12 protein-coding genes are annotated in these 12,861 nt (G+C 52.9%); 10 read left to right on the forward strand and 2 right to left on the reverse strand.

Translation table 11 applies throughout. The annotated features are described in order from the left end of the window. Positions 1-756: 756 nt before the first annotated feature. Positions 757-2,097, reverse strand: a complete 1,341-nt coding sequence (gene gdhA, locus HQN87_RS01590) for an NADP-specific glutamate dehydrogenase (protein ID WP_436836447.1) — start codon at positions 2,095-2,097, stop codon at positions 757-759. A gap of 311 nt (positions 2,098-2,408) precedes the next feature. On the opposite strand from gdhA, the gene HQN87_RS01595 reads away from it, so the two are divergent. The 9 genes from HQN87_RS01595 (at position 2,409) to mnhG (ending at position 10,246) form a co-directional block, all read left to right on the forward strand. Further along, on the forward strand, positions 2,409-3,071 hold the full coding sequence (locus HQN87_RS01595; RefSeq protein WP_173126702.1) for a DUF2625 family protein: 663 nt from the start codon (positions 2,409-2,411) through the stop codon (positions 3,069-3,071). Continuing rightward, complete coding sequence (locus HQN87_RS01600; protein WP_173126703.1) at positions 3,068-3,340, forward strand: hypothetical protein; 273 nt, start codon at positions 3,068-3,070, stop codon at positions 3,338-3,340. Before HQN87_RS01595 ends, HQN87_RS01600 begins: the two co-directional genes overlap by 4 nt. A gap of 409 nt (positions 3,341-3,749) precedes the next feature. After that, entirely contained in the window at positions 3,750-4,358 is a 609-nt protein-coding gene (locus tag HQN87_RS01605; RefSeq protein WP_216857095.1) for a universal stress protein, read from the forward strand. Positions 4,359-4,425: 67 nt separating this feature from the next. Beyond that, a complete protein-coding gene (locus HQN87_RS01610; protein WP_173126705.1) occupies positions 4,426-7,290 on the forward strand; it encodes a Na+/H+ antiporter subunit A in 2,865 nt (954 codons plus the stop codon). After that, positions 7,290-7,625 (forward strand): Na(+)/H(+) antiporter subunit C, encoded by a 336-nt coding sequence (locus tag HQN87_RS01615; RefSeq protein ID WP_173126708.1) that lies wholly within the window; start codon positions 7,290-7,292, stop codon positions 7,623-7,625. The genes HQN87_RS01610 and HQN87_RS01615 overlap by 1 nt, the downstream gene beginning before the upstream one ends. Next, positions 7,622-9,100, forward strand: a complete 1,479-nt coding sequence (locus tag HQN87_RS01620; RefSeq protein ID WP_173126710.1) for a Na+/H+ antiporter subunit D — start codon at positions 7,622-7,624, stop codon at positions 9,098-9,100. The genes HQN87_RS01615 and HQN87_RS01620 overlap by 4 nt, the downstream gene beginning before the upstream one ends. A 6-nt stretch (positions 9,101-9,106) precedes the next feature. After that, on the forward strand, positions 9,107-9,586 hold the full coding sequence (locus HQN87_RS01625) for a Na+/H+ antiporter subunit E (protein ID WP_173126712.1): 480 nt from the start codon (positions 9,107-9,109) through the stop codon (positions 9,584-9,586). Further along, complete coding sequence (locus tag HQN87_RS01630) at positions 9,583-9,876, forward strand: Na(+)/H(+) antiporter subunit F1 (RefSeq protein WP_173126715.1); 294 nt, start codon at positions 9,583-9,585, stop codon at positions 9,874-9,876. The genes HQN87_RS01625 and HQN87_RS01630 overlap by 4 nt, the downstream gene beginning before the upstream one ends. After that, positions 9,851-10,246, forward strand: a complete 396-nt coding sequence (gene mnhG / locus HQN87_RS01635; protein WP_173127647.1) for a monovalent cation/H(+) antiporter subunit G — start codon at positions 9,851-9,853, stop codon at positions 10,244-10,246. Before HQN87_RS01630 ends, mnhG begins: the two co-directional genes overlap by 26 nt. A gap of 87 nt (positions 10,247-10,333) precedes the next feature. On the opposite strand, the gene HQN87_RS01640 is transcribed toward mnhG, so the two are convergent. Then, positions 10,334-11,572 (reverse strand): MFS transporter, encoded by a 1,239-nt coding sequence (locus HQN87_RS01640; protein WP_173126717.1) that lies wholly within the window; start codon positions 11,570-11,572, stop codon positions 10,334-10,336. Positions 11,573-11,709: 137 nt separating this feature from the next. Here HQN87_RS01640 and HQN87_RS01645 point away from each other — a divergent pair, with 137 nt between their 5' ends. Next, the gene (locus HQN87_RS01645) at positions 11,710-12,819 is read left to right on the forward strand and encodes a metallophosphoesterase (protein WP_173126719.1); all 1,110 of its coding nucleotides are present in this window, start codon (positions 11,710-11,712) and stop codon (positions 12,817-12,819) included. Positions 12,820-12,861 lie beyond the last annotated feature (42 nt).

The following is a 12,861-nucleotide window of genomic DNA, read 5'->3' on the forward strand; positions in this document are numbered from 1 at the left end:
GTTGGCTGGATGAGGAAATGAAAGGGATAAATCCCTCTGATTGAGCTGGAAGTTGGCTGGAAGGGGAAATGAAAGGGATAAATCCCTCTGATTGAGCTGGAAGTTGGCTGGATGGGGAAATGAAGGGGATAAATCCCTCTGATTGAGCTGGAAGTTGGCTGGAAGGGGAAATGAAAGGGATAAATCCCTCTGATGGAGCTGGAAATTGGCTGGACGAGGAAATGAAGGGGATAAATCCCTTTGATGTGGCTGAGTGTGGCTGAAGGAGATTAGTTAGGAGCACTAGTGCACCTCAAATTACTGGATGCGCACCAACTGGGCCAATAAGGAGCATTAGTACACCTGAATTTACCGGACGCCCGCCAATTGAGCCAAGGAGGAGCACTAGTGCACTTGAATTCACCGAACACACGCCAACTGAGCCAATAAGGAGCATTAATGCACCTCAAATTACTGGACGCCCGCCAACTGAGCCAATAAGGGGCACTAGTGCACCTCAAATTACCGGACGCCCACCAAATGAGCCAAGGAGGAGCACTAGTGCACCTCAAATTACTGGACGCAGACCAATTGAGCCAAGGAGGAGCATTAGTGCACCTCAATTCACCAAACGCTCGCCAATTGAGCCAATAAGGAGCATTAATGCACCTGAACTCACCGGACGCGCACCAAATGAGTCAATCTACCTTATAACCCAAAAAGAGGTGTCCCCAGCCGCTAGGCTTACGGGACACCTCTTTAAGTATCAAATGCAGGTTACACAATACCCTGCGCCAGCATCGTATCGGCAACCTTCAGGAAGCCGGCGATGTTAGCTCCGGCAACCAGATTGCCGGCGACGCCGTATTCCTCTGCTGCCTGTACGGTTCTGAGGTAGATGTTTTTCATAATGACCTGCAGCTTCTCGTCGACCTCTTCGAAGGTCCAGGACAATCTCATGCTGTTCTGGCTCATTTCCAGGCCCGAGACGGCTACGCCGCCTGCGTTCGCAGCCTTGGCCGGTGCAAACAGGACTTGGTTCTCCAGGAATAGCTCAACCGCTTCGATCGTGGTCGGCATATTCGCTCCTTCACCGATGGCTTGAACTCCGTTCAGGATCAGTGTCCGGGCGGATTCCAGATCCAGCTCGTTCTGGGTGGCACATGGCAGGGCGATATCGCACGGCAGATTCCAGATTCCGCTGCAGCCCTCGACATACTCGGCATGCGAGTGTTCCTTCACATATTCGCTGATGCGCAGGCGTTCGGTTTCCTTCAGTCTTTTGACCGTCGCCAGATTGATGCCTCGCGGGTCATGAATGTAACCATTGGAATCACTACAAGCGATAACAAGGGCTCCGAGCTGCTGCGCCTTCTCAATCGCATAGATAGAGACATTCCCGGAACCCGAGATGACCACCTTGCTATCCTTGAAGCTTGCTCCGCGCGATGCGGACAGCATTTCCTGCACGAAGTATACACAGCCATAACCGGTAGCTTCCTTACGTGCCAGACTGCCGCCGTACAGCAGCCCTTTTCCGGTGAGAACCCCGGCTGCATGTCCTCCGTGAATCCGTTTGTATTGCCCGAACATATAACCGATCTCGCGTGCGCCTACACCGATATCTCCAGCAGGAACGTCTGTATCCTGTCCAATGTGGCGGTACAATTCGGTCATGAAGCTCTGGGTGAACCGCATAACCTCCTGATCCGACTTATCCTTGGGATCGAAATCGCTGCCGCCTTTGCCGCCGCCCATGGGCAGGCCGGTCAGCGCATTTTTGAAAATCTGCTCGAAGCCCAGGAACTTGATGATGCCCTGATATACGGAAGGATGGAAGCGAAGTCCCCCTTTGTAGGGACCGATCGCGCTGCTGTATTGGACACGGAAGCCGCGGTTGACCCGGGTTGTGCCGGAATCGTCCACCCAAGGTACGCGGAAAGAGATCGTGCGCTCAGGTTCAACCAGCCGTTCGAGTATGCCATGCTTCATATATTGCGGATGCCGGGTCAACACGGGGACCAGACTATCGAGGAACTCCAGGACGGCCTGATGGAATTCGGGCTCTTGCGGGTCGCGCTTCTGGACCTCTGCGTAGATCCGTTGCACGTACTGCACGGCCTCATTTGATACTTCTGAAGGTGTTGAAGGAACGGTGAACACTTTAGCAGCACTTCCTGTCTGATTGTAGATTCGGGCAACCCCGTAAATTATTTTTAATTTAAAAGAATTCTATAAAACCTTACATCAATTTGCCAATCAATTATTTTTGGCATAGTCATTAAGAAATTCTATGAAGCTAACATGCTGTGCCAGTTTTCTTCATGAAATGGAGACTATTCTTGTCCTGATTGCCGATTATAGTCTCCTCCAAAATGGGTAGATAGGGTTATATAAGGTTTGTCACAATGAGAGTGAGGCGTTAATCAATGAACTTATTATCTGTAGCAGAATTGGTGGATGTGGAGAATCACGCCTGGGAGGAGATCAGGGAGCTGCTGAGTCAAGGGAGACGCGTATACCGGCTGGAAGCTGCGCGGCCGGAAGCGGCAGGGCAGACGCTGGTCCGTCTTCAGGTAAGCACGAAGTCTTATCTGGGGGCCATTGCTTACGAGACCGGCGGGATCGTGTTTGAGCATGGCTGGATTACACTGCTTGGTGCCGGGGCCGACGGGATCTACGGAAGTCTGACTTCCTGGAACGGCCTGTCCGCTGAGGAGGATATTCCTTCCATGCCAGGGATGCTGATTGTGGCTTATGATGCGGCTGGCGGTTTTTTTGGTCTGGATACGGGCAGGTTCGGGCAGAGCGGGCATATCTATTATTATGCGCCGGATGCCCTGAAGTGGGAGGCGACCGGGTTGACCTATTCGGGCTTCATCGGCTGGCTGGCGGAAGGGGACCTTGATCTGTTCTACCAGACGTTCCGCTGGGAGGGCTGGGAAGAGAGGGTGAAGGAGCTGGAGCCGGGTCAGGTCATGGGTTATTATCCCCCGCTGTGGACGGAAGAAGGCAGCGGTTCACAGAGCAGCAAAGCGCCGGTCTCTATCCTGGAGGCCTGGCAGGCAGCAAGAAGTGAAGGTACGGAATGAAGAGGAGCAAGGCAGGCAGAGAACGGATTAAGGTTGTCACGATTGCTGAGGAGCCATTGGAAGTGGTCCCTCACGTCAGTGCGGCCCGCGGCAGTCAAGGGATTGTATATGAAGGGCTCCCTGTATACCGGGGGGAGATTCTGGGGCTGCCGGTGGAGGTGGAGGCGCTGATTGTGGCATCGGACCTTCAAGGACTTCATGATAACGGTGAATATGGGGACCTGCTAGTGGGTGAGATGCTGCCTGCAACGCTGGAAGGCCTGCTATAGATCCATCTGCCTGGAGTACATCCTGATAAGGTGCTGGTCTGTTTATGCGGTGATTTATATGGGGATACTGCTGTAAGAGGTTCGAACGGCGACCCGCTCCCGGTGTGGAGGGCCTTCCGCAATACATTCGGGACGGTGCTGGGTGTGAATGGCAATCATGATCTTCTCTCCCCAAAAGGGTGCTGATCTTCACCGCCGCGGTTATGGATTGAACCTGGCGGACGCCTGGAGCAGAAGCTGCAGTTCGCCTAACGCTTGTCCGTAAACTTTACAAACAGCATCGGAATAGGTATAATTTAAGTATATTTCAGGGTTTGAAACAACAAAGAGGGGCCTAACGCCATTAGGCTCCTTTTGTATTTTCACCCATGTTAACAGGAGGGCGAAAGTCATTCACAAGGAAAAGATTTTGGTATGTGTTCATTATGGGCCGCATGGGGAGCGTCTAATCCGGCGTGGTGTCGAGCTGTCTGAGATGCTTGGGGCACCGCTCTATGTGCTTAATGTGGATAGTTCAGACAGCGATGAATATAATCATAGCAAAGAAATGTATATGGCTGTCTGGAAGCGTCTGGCGGAGGAAGCCGGAGCAGAATTTATGGTCCGCAAACGCCGGGGCCGCAAGACAACGGATGTGATTGTTGAAGCAGCAGAAGAGAAAGAGGTCACTCAGATCATTATTGGCCAATCCGCCCAGACCTTGTGGCAGGAGCTGACCAAACGCAACTTCGTCAATGAGCTGATCAGCAAGATGAAGATGATGGATCTGCATGTCGTTGCAGTTCAGCGTATGCGCGCCGGCCTCGAAGAGACCCATGAAGAAGGGGTAATCTCTTATCTGGTGAAGAATGAGGGCGTGTACCAGCTCAGCGATGAGCCGGAAGGCAACGATTACATCAAAGGCAAATTTTTTCATGAATTGCACACAGAATTTGAGAATGGCTTGTTCAGAATTGAGCAAGATGGTAAAGCGAGATATTTGCATATCTGTGAAGGAACGTTGACCGAGCCATTATAACCGGCTCTTGTCTTCAGGAAGTAAGTACCAGCGTTCACAACCCAAATTGTAAAATGGAAAAGGAGGCTTGCCTTTGCTGCATATAACCGTTCTAGTTCCGTTTCTCCTGGCCCTGATGATAGCGCTTCTGCGCGGGAGGATGCGAAAGCTCCATAGAGGATGGCTTGTATTAGCCGCACCGCTGGCGTTATTCATATATTTCTTGACCCGGATTCCAGTCATCAAGGGAGGGGATCTCGGATATGAGACCTTGTCTTGGATTCCTTCCCTTGGTATTGATCTGGTCTTCCACCTGGATGGATTAAGTTTGCTGTTTGCCTTATTAATTACGGGAATGGGCACCCTGGTCTTTATCTATTCCATCTTTTATCTGGATAAACGCAAGGAAGAGCTGACGCCGTTCTATGTATATCTTCTGTTATTCATGGGGGCGATGCTTGGAGTCGTGCTGTCCGATAATCTCATGGTGTTATACGGATTCTGGGAGCTCACGAGTGTCTCGTCGTTCCTTCTGATTGCCTACTGGCACCGGAGACAGAAATCACGCTATGGCGCACAAAAGTCAATGCTGATTACCGTCTTCGGCGGTCTGGCAATGTTCGCAGGCTTCTTAATGCTGTATGTGATTACGGGAACGTTCAGTATCCGCGAGATCTGGAGCCAGGTCGGCGACATCAGCGGACAGACGCTGTTCATTCCTGCAATGCTGTTGATTCTGCTGGGTGCCTTCACCAAATCGGCCCAGTTCCCCTTCCACATCTGGCTGCCTGATGCAATGGAAGCGCCGACTCCGGTCAGTGCGTATCTGCACTCGGCAACTATGGTCAAAGCCGGTTTATATTTGGTAGCACGTTTCAGCCCGGTGTTCGCGGGGCAACATGAGTGGTTTTGGATTGTGTCGGGTGTCGGCCTGATCACCTTGATCTATGGATCGATCCAGGCGATGAAGCAGACGGACCTGAAGGCTCTGTTAGCCTATTCTACAATCAGTCAGCTTGGACTGATTATGGGACTACTGGGAATGGGATCTGCCGCGTCCTTCTATACAGGGGAAGAGGCTGTATTCTATACCGCCGCAACAACGGCAGCACTATTTCATTTAATTAATCATGCCATATTCAAAGGTTCGCTCTTCATGGTGGTCGGAATTGTCGACCATGAGACGAATACACGTGATCTGCGCAAGCTCGGGGGACTGGTGTCTCTGATGCCGGTAACCTTTACGCTGGCGCTGATTGGCAGCTTCTCGATGGCGGGGCTTCCCCCGTTTGCCGGATTCCTGAGCAAGGAAATGTTCTTCACGGCTGTGCTGAATATCAGACAGCTGGATATCTTCAGCCCCGGGTCTTTTTTCACAATCTTCCCGGTTCTGGCGTGGATTGCAAGCATATTTACCTTTGCATACAGCATGATTATGGTCTTCCATACCTTTTTTGGCAAATATCAGCCGGAGAAGCTGGACAAAAAACCGCATGAAGCGCCGTTCGGCCTTCTGCTTCCACCAGTTCTCCTGGCGCTGCTGGCTGTTGTCACCGGATTGTTCCCGAACATGCTGTCGAAGACACTGATCGTGCCGGGGATGAATGCCATTCATCCGCAGCTTGCAGCAACCGCACCTTTTGAGGTGAATATTCATTTCTGGCATGGATTCACAACCGAGGTCTGGATGACTCTGGGCGTGATCATTCTGGGGATTATTGTATACCGTGTATATGGCAGGTTCAGCCTTGTTGAGAAAGAATGGCGCAGCGGATATACGCTGACACAGGTATATGACGGAAGTATCCGTCTTGTTGAGCAGGCGTCACGTGCAATCACAGGGCTATATATGACAGGTTCCATGCGTCATTATCTAATGTACATTTTCACCTTGATTATTGTAACGGTTGGCGGCTCCATGCTGTATACGGAAGGCATTACGTTCGGCCAGGGGCAGTATGCTCCGGTCACCTTCTTCGAAGTCGTTGCAGTGCTGGTCATGCTGACTGGTGCGCTCGCCGTTCCGTTCGCGAAGTCTAGAGTCTCGGCGATTCTGCTGACGGGGATGGTCGGGTATATGGTGACCTTGCTCTTCATCCTGTTCCGCGCCCCCGATCTGGCACTGACACAGATGATCGTTGAAGTGGTGTCGGTCACGTTATTCCTGCTCTGCTTCCGGCATTTGCCGAAGCTTGAGCGGGAGAAGGTCCGGTTCCGGCTGAAGGTACCCAAGCTGATCATTGCCGTAGGATTCGGCGCTACGATGACACTGGTTGCCCTGGCTGCGCTTGGCAGCAGTCCGTTCGAGTCGATCTCAAGCTACTATGTGGAGAACAGCTACAAGCTGGGCGGCGGCAAAAACATGGTCAATGTGCTGCTGGTTGACTTCCGCGGCTTCGATACCATGTTTGAAATCACCGTGCTGGGTCTGGCTTCACTGGCTATCTATTCCATGATCAAGCTACAGCTTGACCAGGACAAATCGTCTGTTCTGATCAGAAGCAAACCTGTGGACAACCCGCAACGCTATGCCCGCAGCAATGATGTGCTGCTGAAGGCGGTCGCCAAAGTGGCCTTCGTGATTATCATTACCTTCTCCCTGTACTTGTTCTTTGCCGGTCATAACCAGCCGGGAGGCGGCTTCATCGGAGCGCTGATGGCGGCGGCGGCACTCGTGCTGATTGCCATTGCCTTTGGTACGGAGTTCGTTGAGAAGGTGCTGCCTGTCGATTATCGTAAGTTAATAGCCGTCGGAATCTCTATTGCTTTTCTCACAGGCATGGGTTCCTTTGTATTCGATGCTCCGTTCCTGACCCAAGCCTTCGGCTATTTCGAATTGCCGGTCATGGGCAAGACAGAGTTAACTACGGCGATGCTGTTCGATCTGGGCGTATACCTCTCGGTCATCGGTGTCACTATGAATATCATCTTTACGGTCGGGAGGGATAACTGATGGAGATCCTTATTGCCCTGGCGATCGGCGTCTTGTTCACCGTAGGTGCATATCTGGTCCTGTCCAAAAGCCTGCTCCGCATCCTGCTGGGAACCACGCTGCTGGCTCACGGCGTTCATCTGCTGCTGCTGACCATGGCGGGACTGAAGACAGGCGCTTCCCCTCTGCTTGGGGAGAACGCGGACAGCTATGCCGATCCGCTGCCGCAGGCGCTTATCCTTACTTCGATTGTAATCAGCTTTGGGGTATCCGCGTTCTTCATCGTCCTGGCCTACCGGGCCTACCGCTCGGCGGGTACGGATGATGTGGAAGGAAGCAAGGGGGAGAGACCATGAACAACCTGCTGGTGCTGCCTTTGCTGATTCCGGCCTTTACGGCGGTAATTCTGATTTTTCTGAAAGAAAAGATAAAGCTGCAGCGTATAATCAGTGCAATCAGTGTACTGGTGAATATAGCAGTTGCGTTAATGATTATGTACCAGGTCAATACTGGCGGGATTCAAACACTGTACATGGGGGGATGGATCCCGCCTTACGGCATCGTCTTCGTTGCCGACATGTTTGCGGCGCTGCTCGTATTGACGACTGCGGTGGTGGGGGCGGCCTGTCTGTTCTTTTCCTTCGCCAGCATCGGTGAAGAGCGGGAGCGGTTCTACTATTATACGTTCTTCCATTTCCTGCTGACCGGTGTGTTCGGCTCGTTCCTCACGGGAGACCTGTTCAACCTGTTTGTCTGTTTCGAGGTGTTGCTGGTGGCCTCCTACGCCATGATTGTACTCGGTGGAACGAGAGTGCAGCTGCGTGAGACACTCAAATATGTACTGGTTAATGTCATTTCCTCCACCTTGTTTGTAGCCGCAATCGCCTATCTGTACGCAGCAACCGGGACACTGAATATGGCACATCTCGCCATGCGTGTAGCGGAGGCCGGGCAGGGCGGTGTGATGAGTGTTATTGCCGTACTTCTGCTGCTGGTGTTCTCGCTCAAAGCCGGTCTGCTGCTGTTCTTCTGGCTGCCGGATTCGTACAGTGCCCCTCCGCAGGCAGTAAGGGCCTTGTTCGGAGCTTTACTCACCAAAGTAGGACTGTATGCCATTACCCGGACGTTCTCGCTGATCTTCGTGCATGATATGGGCCTGACGCATACACTGATCGGCTGGATGGCAGGAGCCACTATGATTCTTGGAGCCATAGGGGCGCTGGCGTACAATGATCTTAGCCGGATCTTCAACTATAATATTGTGATCAGCGTGGGATTCATCGCATTCGGCATATCTGTCGCAACTCAGGACTCGCTGAGCGGGGTAGTGTTCTACCTGATGCACGATATGATTGCCAAGGCGCTGCTGTTCTTCCTGGGCGGACTGATTATCGCGGCCTCGGGAACCGAGCAGCTTAAGCTGATGGGCGGTCTAATCCGCCGGTATCCGTGGACGGGCTGGATGTTCTTCATCCTGACGCTGGCCCTGGTAGGAGTCCCTCCGCTTAGCGGTTTTGCCGGGAAGGTCATGATGGTCCGCAGCGGCTTCGGGGAGCAGCATACCGTGCTTGCGCTCATCGCCCTGGCTTCGAGCTTCGTCGTGTTGTATTCACTGATCAAAGTGTTCCAGCAGGTATTCTGGGGAGGCGAGAAGAACGAAGAAGAAATCCGCCCTCTGCGCTACAAAGCCATGATGGCACCGGCTGCCGTGCTGTTTGTTCTCGTGATCCTAATGGGTATCGGCGCCGAGCTGGTGAACGGCTATGTGGTGCAGGCCGGTGCGGTACTCGCTGATCCGGCAGCGTACATTAACGCTGTCATGAAGGAGTAGATGAAGATGGCCTTTCAAATATTATTGAATCTCATGATAGCCTTCCTGTGGATGTTCCTGAATAATGATTGGACGGCCTCCGGCTTCATCGTCGGGTACGCGCTGGGGGTTGCCGTTCTCATTGTCATGCGCCGGTTCTTCGGCGGGCGGCTGTATCTGGGCAAAGTGTGGGCGATCCTGAAGCTGGCGGGTCTGCTGCTGCGGGAGCTGGTCGTATCCAGTTATGTTGTGGTGAAGGCAGTGCTTAGACCGAATCTCAACATCCGCCCGGCTATTCTGATGTACCATACAGAGCTGAAGTCGGACTGGGAGGTAGCGGTGCTGATCACCATGCTCTGCCTTACACCGGGCTCCGTCGTGCTGGAGGTATCCAAAGACAACCGCACCCTATATATTCATGCGATGGATATAACGGATGTGGAGCAGTTCGACGCGAATATCCGCAATACGTTTGAACGCGCGATTCTGGAGGTGACCCGTTCATGATTCACTTTATCCTCATGCTGTCGCTTTCCATTATGGTAATCTCTATTGCCATCTGCGCCTGGCGGCTGGTCAAGGGACCTTCACTGCCTGACCGGGTGGCTGCGCTGGATACTATTGGAATCAATTTGCTGGCGATGGTAGCGGTTCTCTCGATCCTGTTTAAGACCGAGGCCTATATCGAATATATTCTGCTCATCGGAATTCTCTCTTTTATCGGCACGATGGCACTGGCCAGATATATCGAAAGGGGAGTGGTGTTTGAATATGGAAATGATCAAGACGGCAGTTGAATTACTGTTTGTCCTGCTTATTCTGACCGGTGCACTGCTAAGCGCCGTCAGTTCCGTGGGGCTGATCCGCTTGCCGGATGTCTATTTGCGATCACATGCCGCAGCCAAAAGTGCTACGCTGGGTGTGCTCTGTATCCTCAGCGGCGCGTTTCTCTATTTTGCCTTTTTTCTCGATTTCGTCAGTGCGAAGCTGCTGCTGGGAATCGTCTTCGTATTCATGACTTCGCCGCTGTCTGCCCATCTGACCGGCCGTGCGGCCTACCGTTCCGGTGTTCCGCTCTGGAACCGCCGCATCCAGGATGACCTCAAGGGGGCGCTGGAGAAGGAACAGCTGAAGGAACAGGCGAAGACCGATTCATCCTCGTCATAATCAAATAAGAACAGGGATGTCCGAAGCACCTTGAGTCGCTGCGGGACATCCCTGTTGTGATATTTGGCTATGAACGGATGGCAGAGGTTAATTAGAAGCGTGCTGGTGTACGGTTCGTCTGCGGTACAGATGCAGCAGCAGATACGAGGCGGCAAAGGCTGCCGTAACCAGCCACAAGGGGATTCGCGGGTCCAGCTTGTATGCCCAGCCCCCGATAATGCCCGCAGGTGCGGTGAACACCAGGATCAGCACGGACAGCATAGAGAATACCTTCGCCCGTTTATCATCATCAATCGCGTTCTGCACGGCTGCCTCCAGATAAGGAGAGCTGATCATCAGTCCCACAGCTGCGAGAATGGTGCTAAGCCCGATCCAGATGAAGCTTGCTGAAGGATAGAGAACCAGCATGGCATTCGAGAGAGCAGATAAGCCGAAGCCGGCCATCATGGAGCGGTTAGCGCTCTGATCCGGGATTCTGGGCATCAGCAGCCACAGGGTCAACAGCATGATGACCGAGGACACCGCCGGGAACAGAGAGAGAATGCCGCTGTCCAGATGAATATAATCTGCGAGATACAGATACAGGTAGGTGCTTTTCAGCGTGGCCTGGAAGTTGAACAGAATATAGACGCCGAAGATCAGCAGCAGATTGCGCTCAGCCCCCAGGTCACGGAAAGCGCCGCCATATTCAACCAGACTCTCTCTAAGGCTTAGCTCCCGGATCTCCTGCCGTTTCCTGATCCCGGCTTCGGTCTCCCGGGTCGTCAGATGACGGCCTACGAACTGGAAGGTCATGAAGAGGAAGGCCAGCACATACATGATCCTCATGCCTTGAACCATACCGTATTGGTGGACAAGCAGACCGCCCAGCGGTGCGAACAGTCCTCCGATAACCCCGATGATCTGCAGTAATGTGAATACATAGGTCCGGTCAGCGGGACGGGTATCTTCAACAATCAGGCAGTAAAAGGCGATATGCGGCACACGCTGGAATCCGTTGATCACCGCGGCCGCCACAAAAAACCACAGGTTCTGTGAAAAGGCCCACAGCAAGGTTGCCAGACTCCAGCTCAGCAGGTCGAAATATAAAATAGCCCGCTTGCGTCCCAGACGGTCCGTTAAATATCCGCTGAGCAAAGACGAGAACACCTGTACAATCAGTCCGATGGTTGTGATCCATCCGATGTTCACCTCCGTCAGTCCCAGCTCGTACATGTACAAGGTGGCATAGGTAGAGAACATACTAAAGGGAATCAGGAAAAAAGGCTCAAAGGTCAAGCAGCCCCGGCTGTTTCCTTGCAGCCGCGGAAAAAAGGGTTTGGCCATGATGAAATCCTCCAAGTTGTCATTTGAATATACCGCTTCAGATTATAGAAAGATAACTATACTATTCTATGGGAAGCAGTAAGACTTTATCAAGAGCCAAACCCTATATTTATTTATCACAAATTGGAGTTGAGGACATGTTTATTATTCTCGGGCTGGTATTTATTACGATATACGCCTTAATTGTATTCTATATTGGCTGGAGCGGCTGGGGCTGGATTAAGCCGGTAGTGTCGGGCAGATTCCGGCTATTCTATATCATTGCGCTGATCTTCCTGGCCAGCTCGCTGATCCTCTCCCGGCTAGTGGCCGGATCGGCCATCCTCAGCGTTATCGGGAGCTACTGGCTGGCCATATTCAGTCTGCTCCTCATGCTGCTGCCGCTCGTGCATCTTATGGTCTGGCTCACGAAGCTGAGCCGCCTGCCGCGCCATGCCGTTCAGAAGTGGTCCGGTATCCTGACGCTGGTGGTGCTGGTGGGCCTGATTGGATATGGGAGCTATAATGCGTACAGTCCGGTGGTGCGTGCCTATGAGGTACAGATCGACAAGCCGGGACCGGCGAACGGCGAGCTTCATGTCGTGATGGCTTCAGATATGCATTTCGGCTATTTATCCGGCAAACGCCATGCGGAGCGGATGGTCAAGGAGATCAATGCGCTCCAGCCGGATCTTGTTCTGCTCCCCGGCGATATTGTAGATGATGATGTCCGGCCTTATAAGGAGAAGGGGATCGGCGAAGTTTTATCGGAGATTCAGGCTCCGCTTGGCGTATACGCCTCGCTTGGGAATCATGACCGGTTCAAAGGCGGGACCGAGGAGATCCTCAGCCTGCTGGAGGAGAGCGGGATTCAGGTGCTCTATGACGAAGACGTCGAGGTGGGCGGCTGGCTGACGCTGATCGGACGCAAGGATTATAGTGATAAGGAACGCGCGAAGCTGGCGGATCTGACCAAGAGCGTAGATCCTGCCAAGCCGGTGTTCATGCTGGAGCATCAGCCGGTTGAATTCAGTACCGCCGAGGAGCAGGGAGTCGATCTGATGGTCTCCGGCCATACGCACCGCGGGCAGATCGCGCCTGCCAATCTGATCACCTCCAGAGTGTTCGAGAATGACTGGGGTTATCTGCAGAAAGGACAGCTTCATACCATCGTCTCTTCAGGCTATGGCTTCTGGGGGCCGCCGATCCGTATCGGCTCACGCTCGGAGGTAGTGTCCATTCATGTTCGATTCTCGAATGCACAATAGGTAAGGCGGAAGGGCTGACCTCAAGCTGGGGTTGGCCCTTTT

Origin of the sequence: Paenibacillus tritici (assembly GCF_013204885.1) — a bacterium.
GTDB classification, from domain to species: domain Bacteria; phylum Bacillota; class Bacilli; order Paenibacillales; family Paenibacillaceae; genus Paenibacillus_AQ; species Paenibacillus_AQ tritici.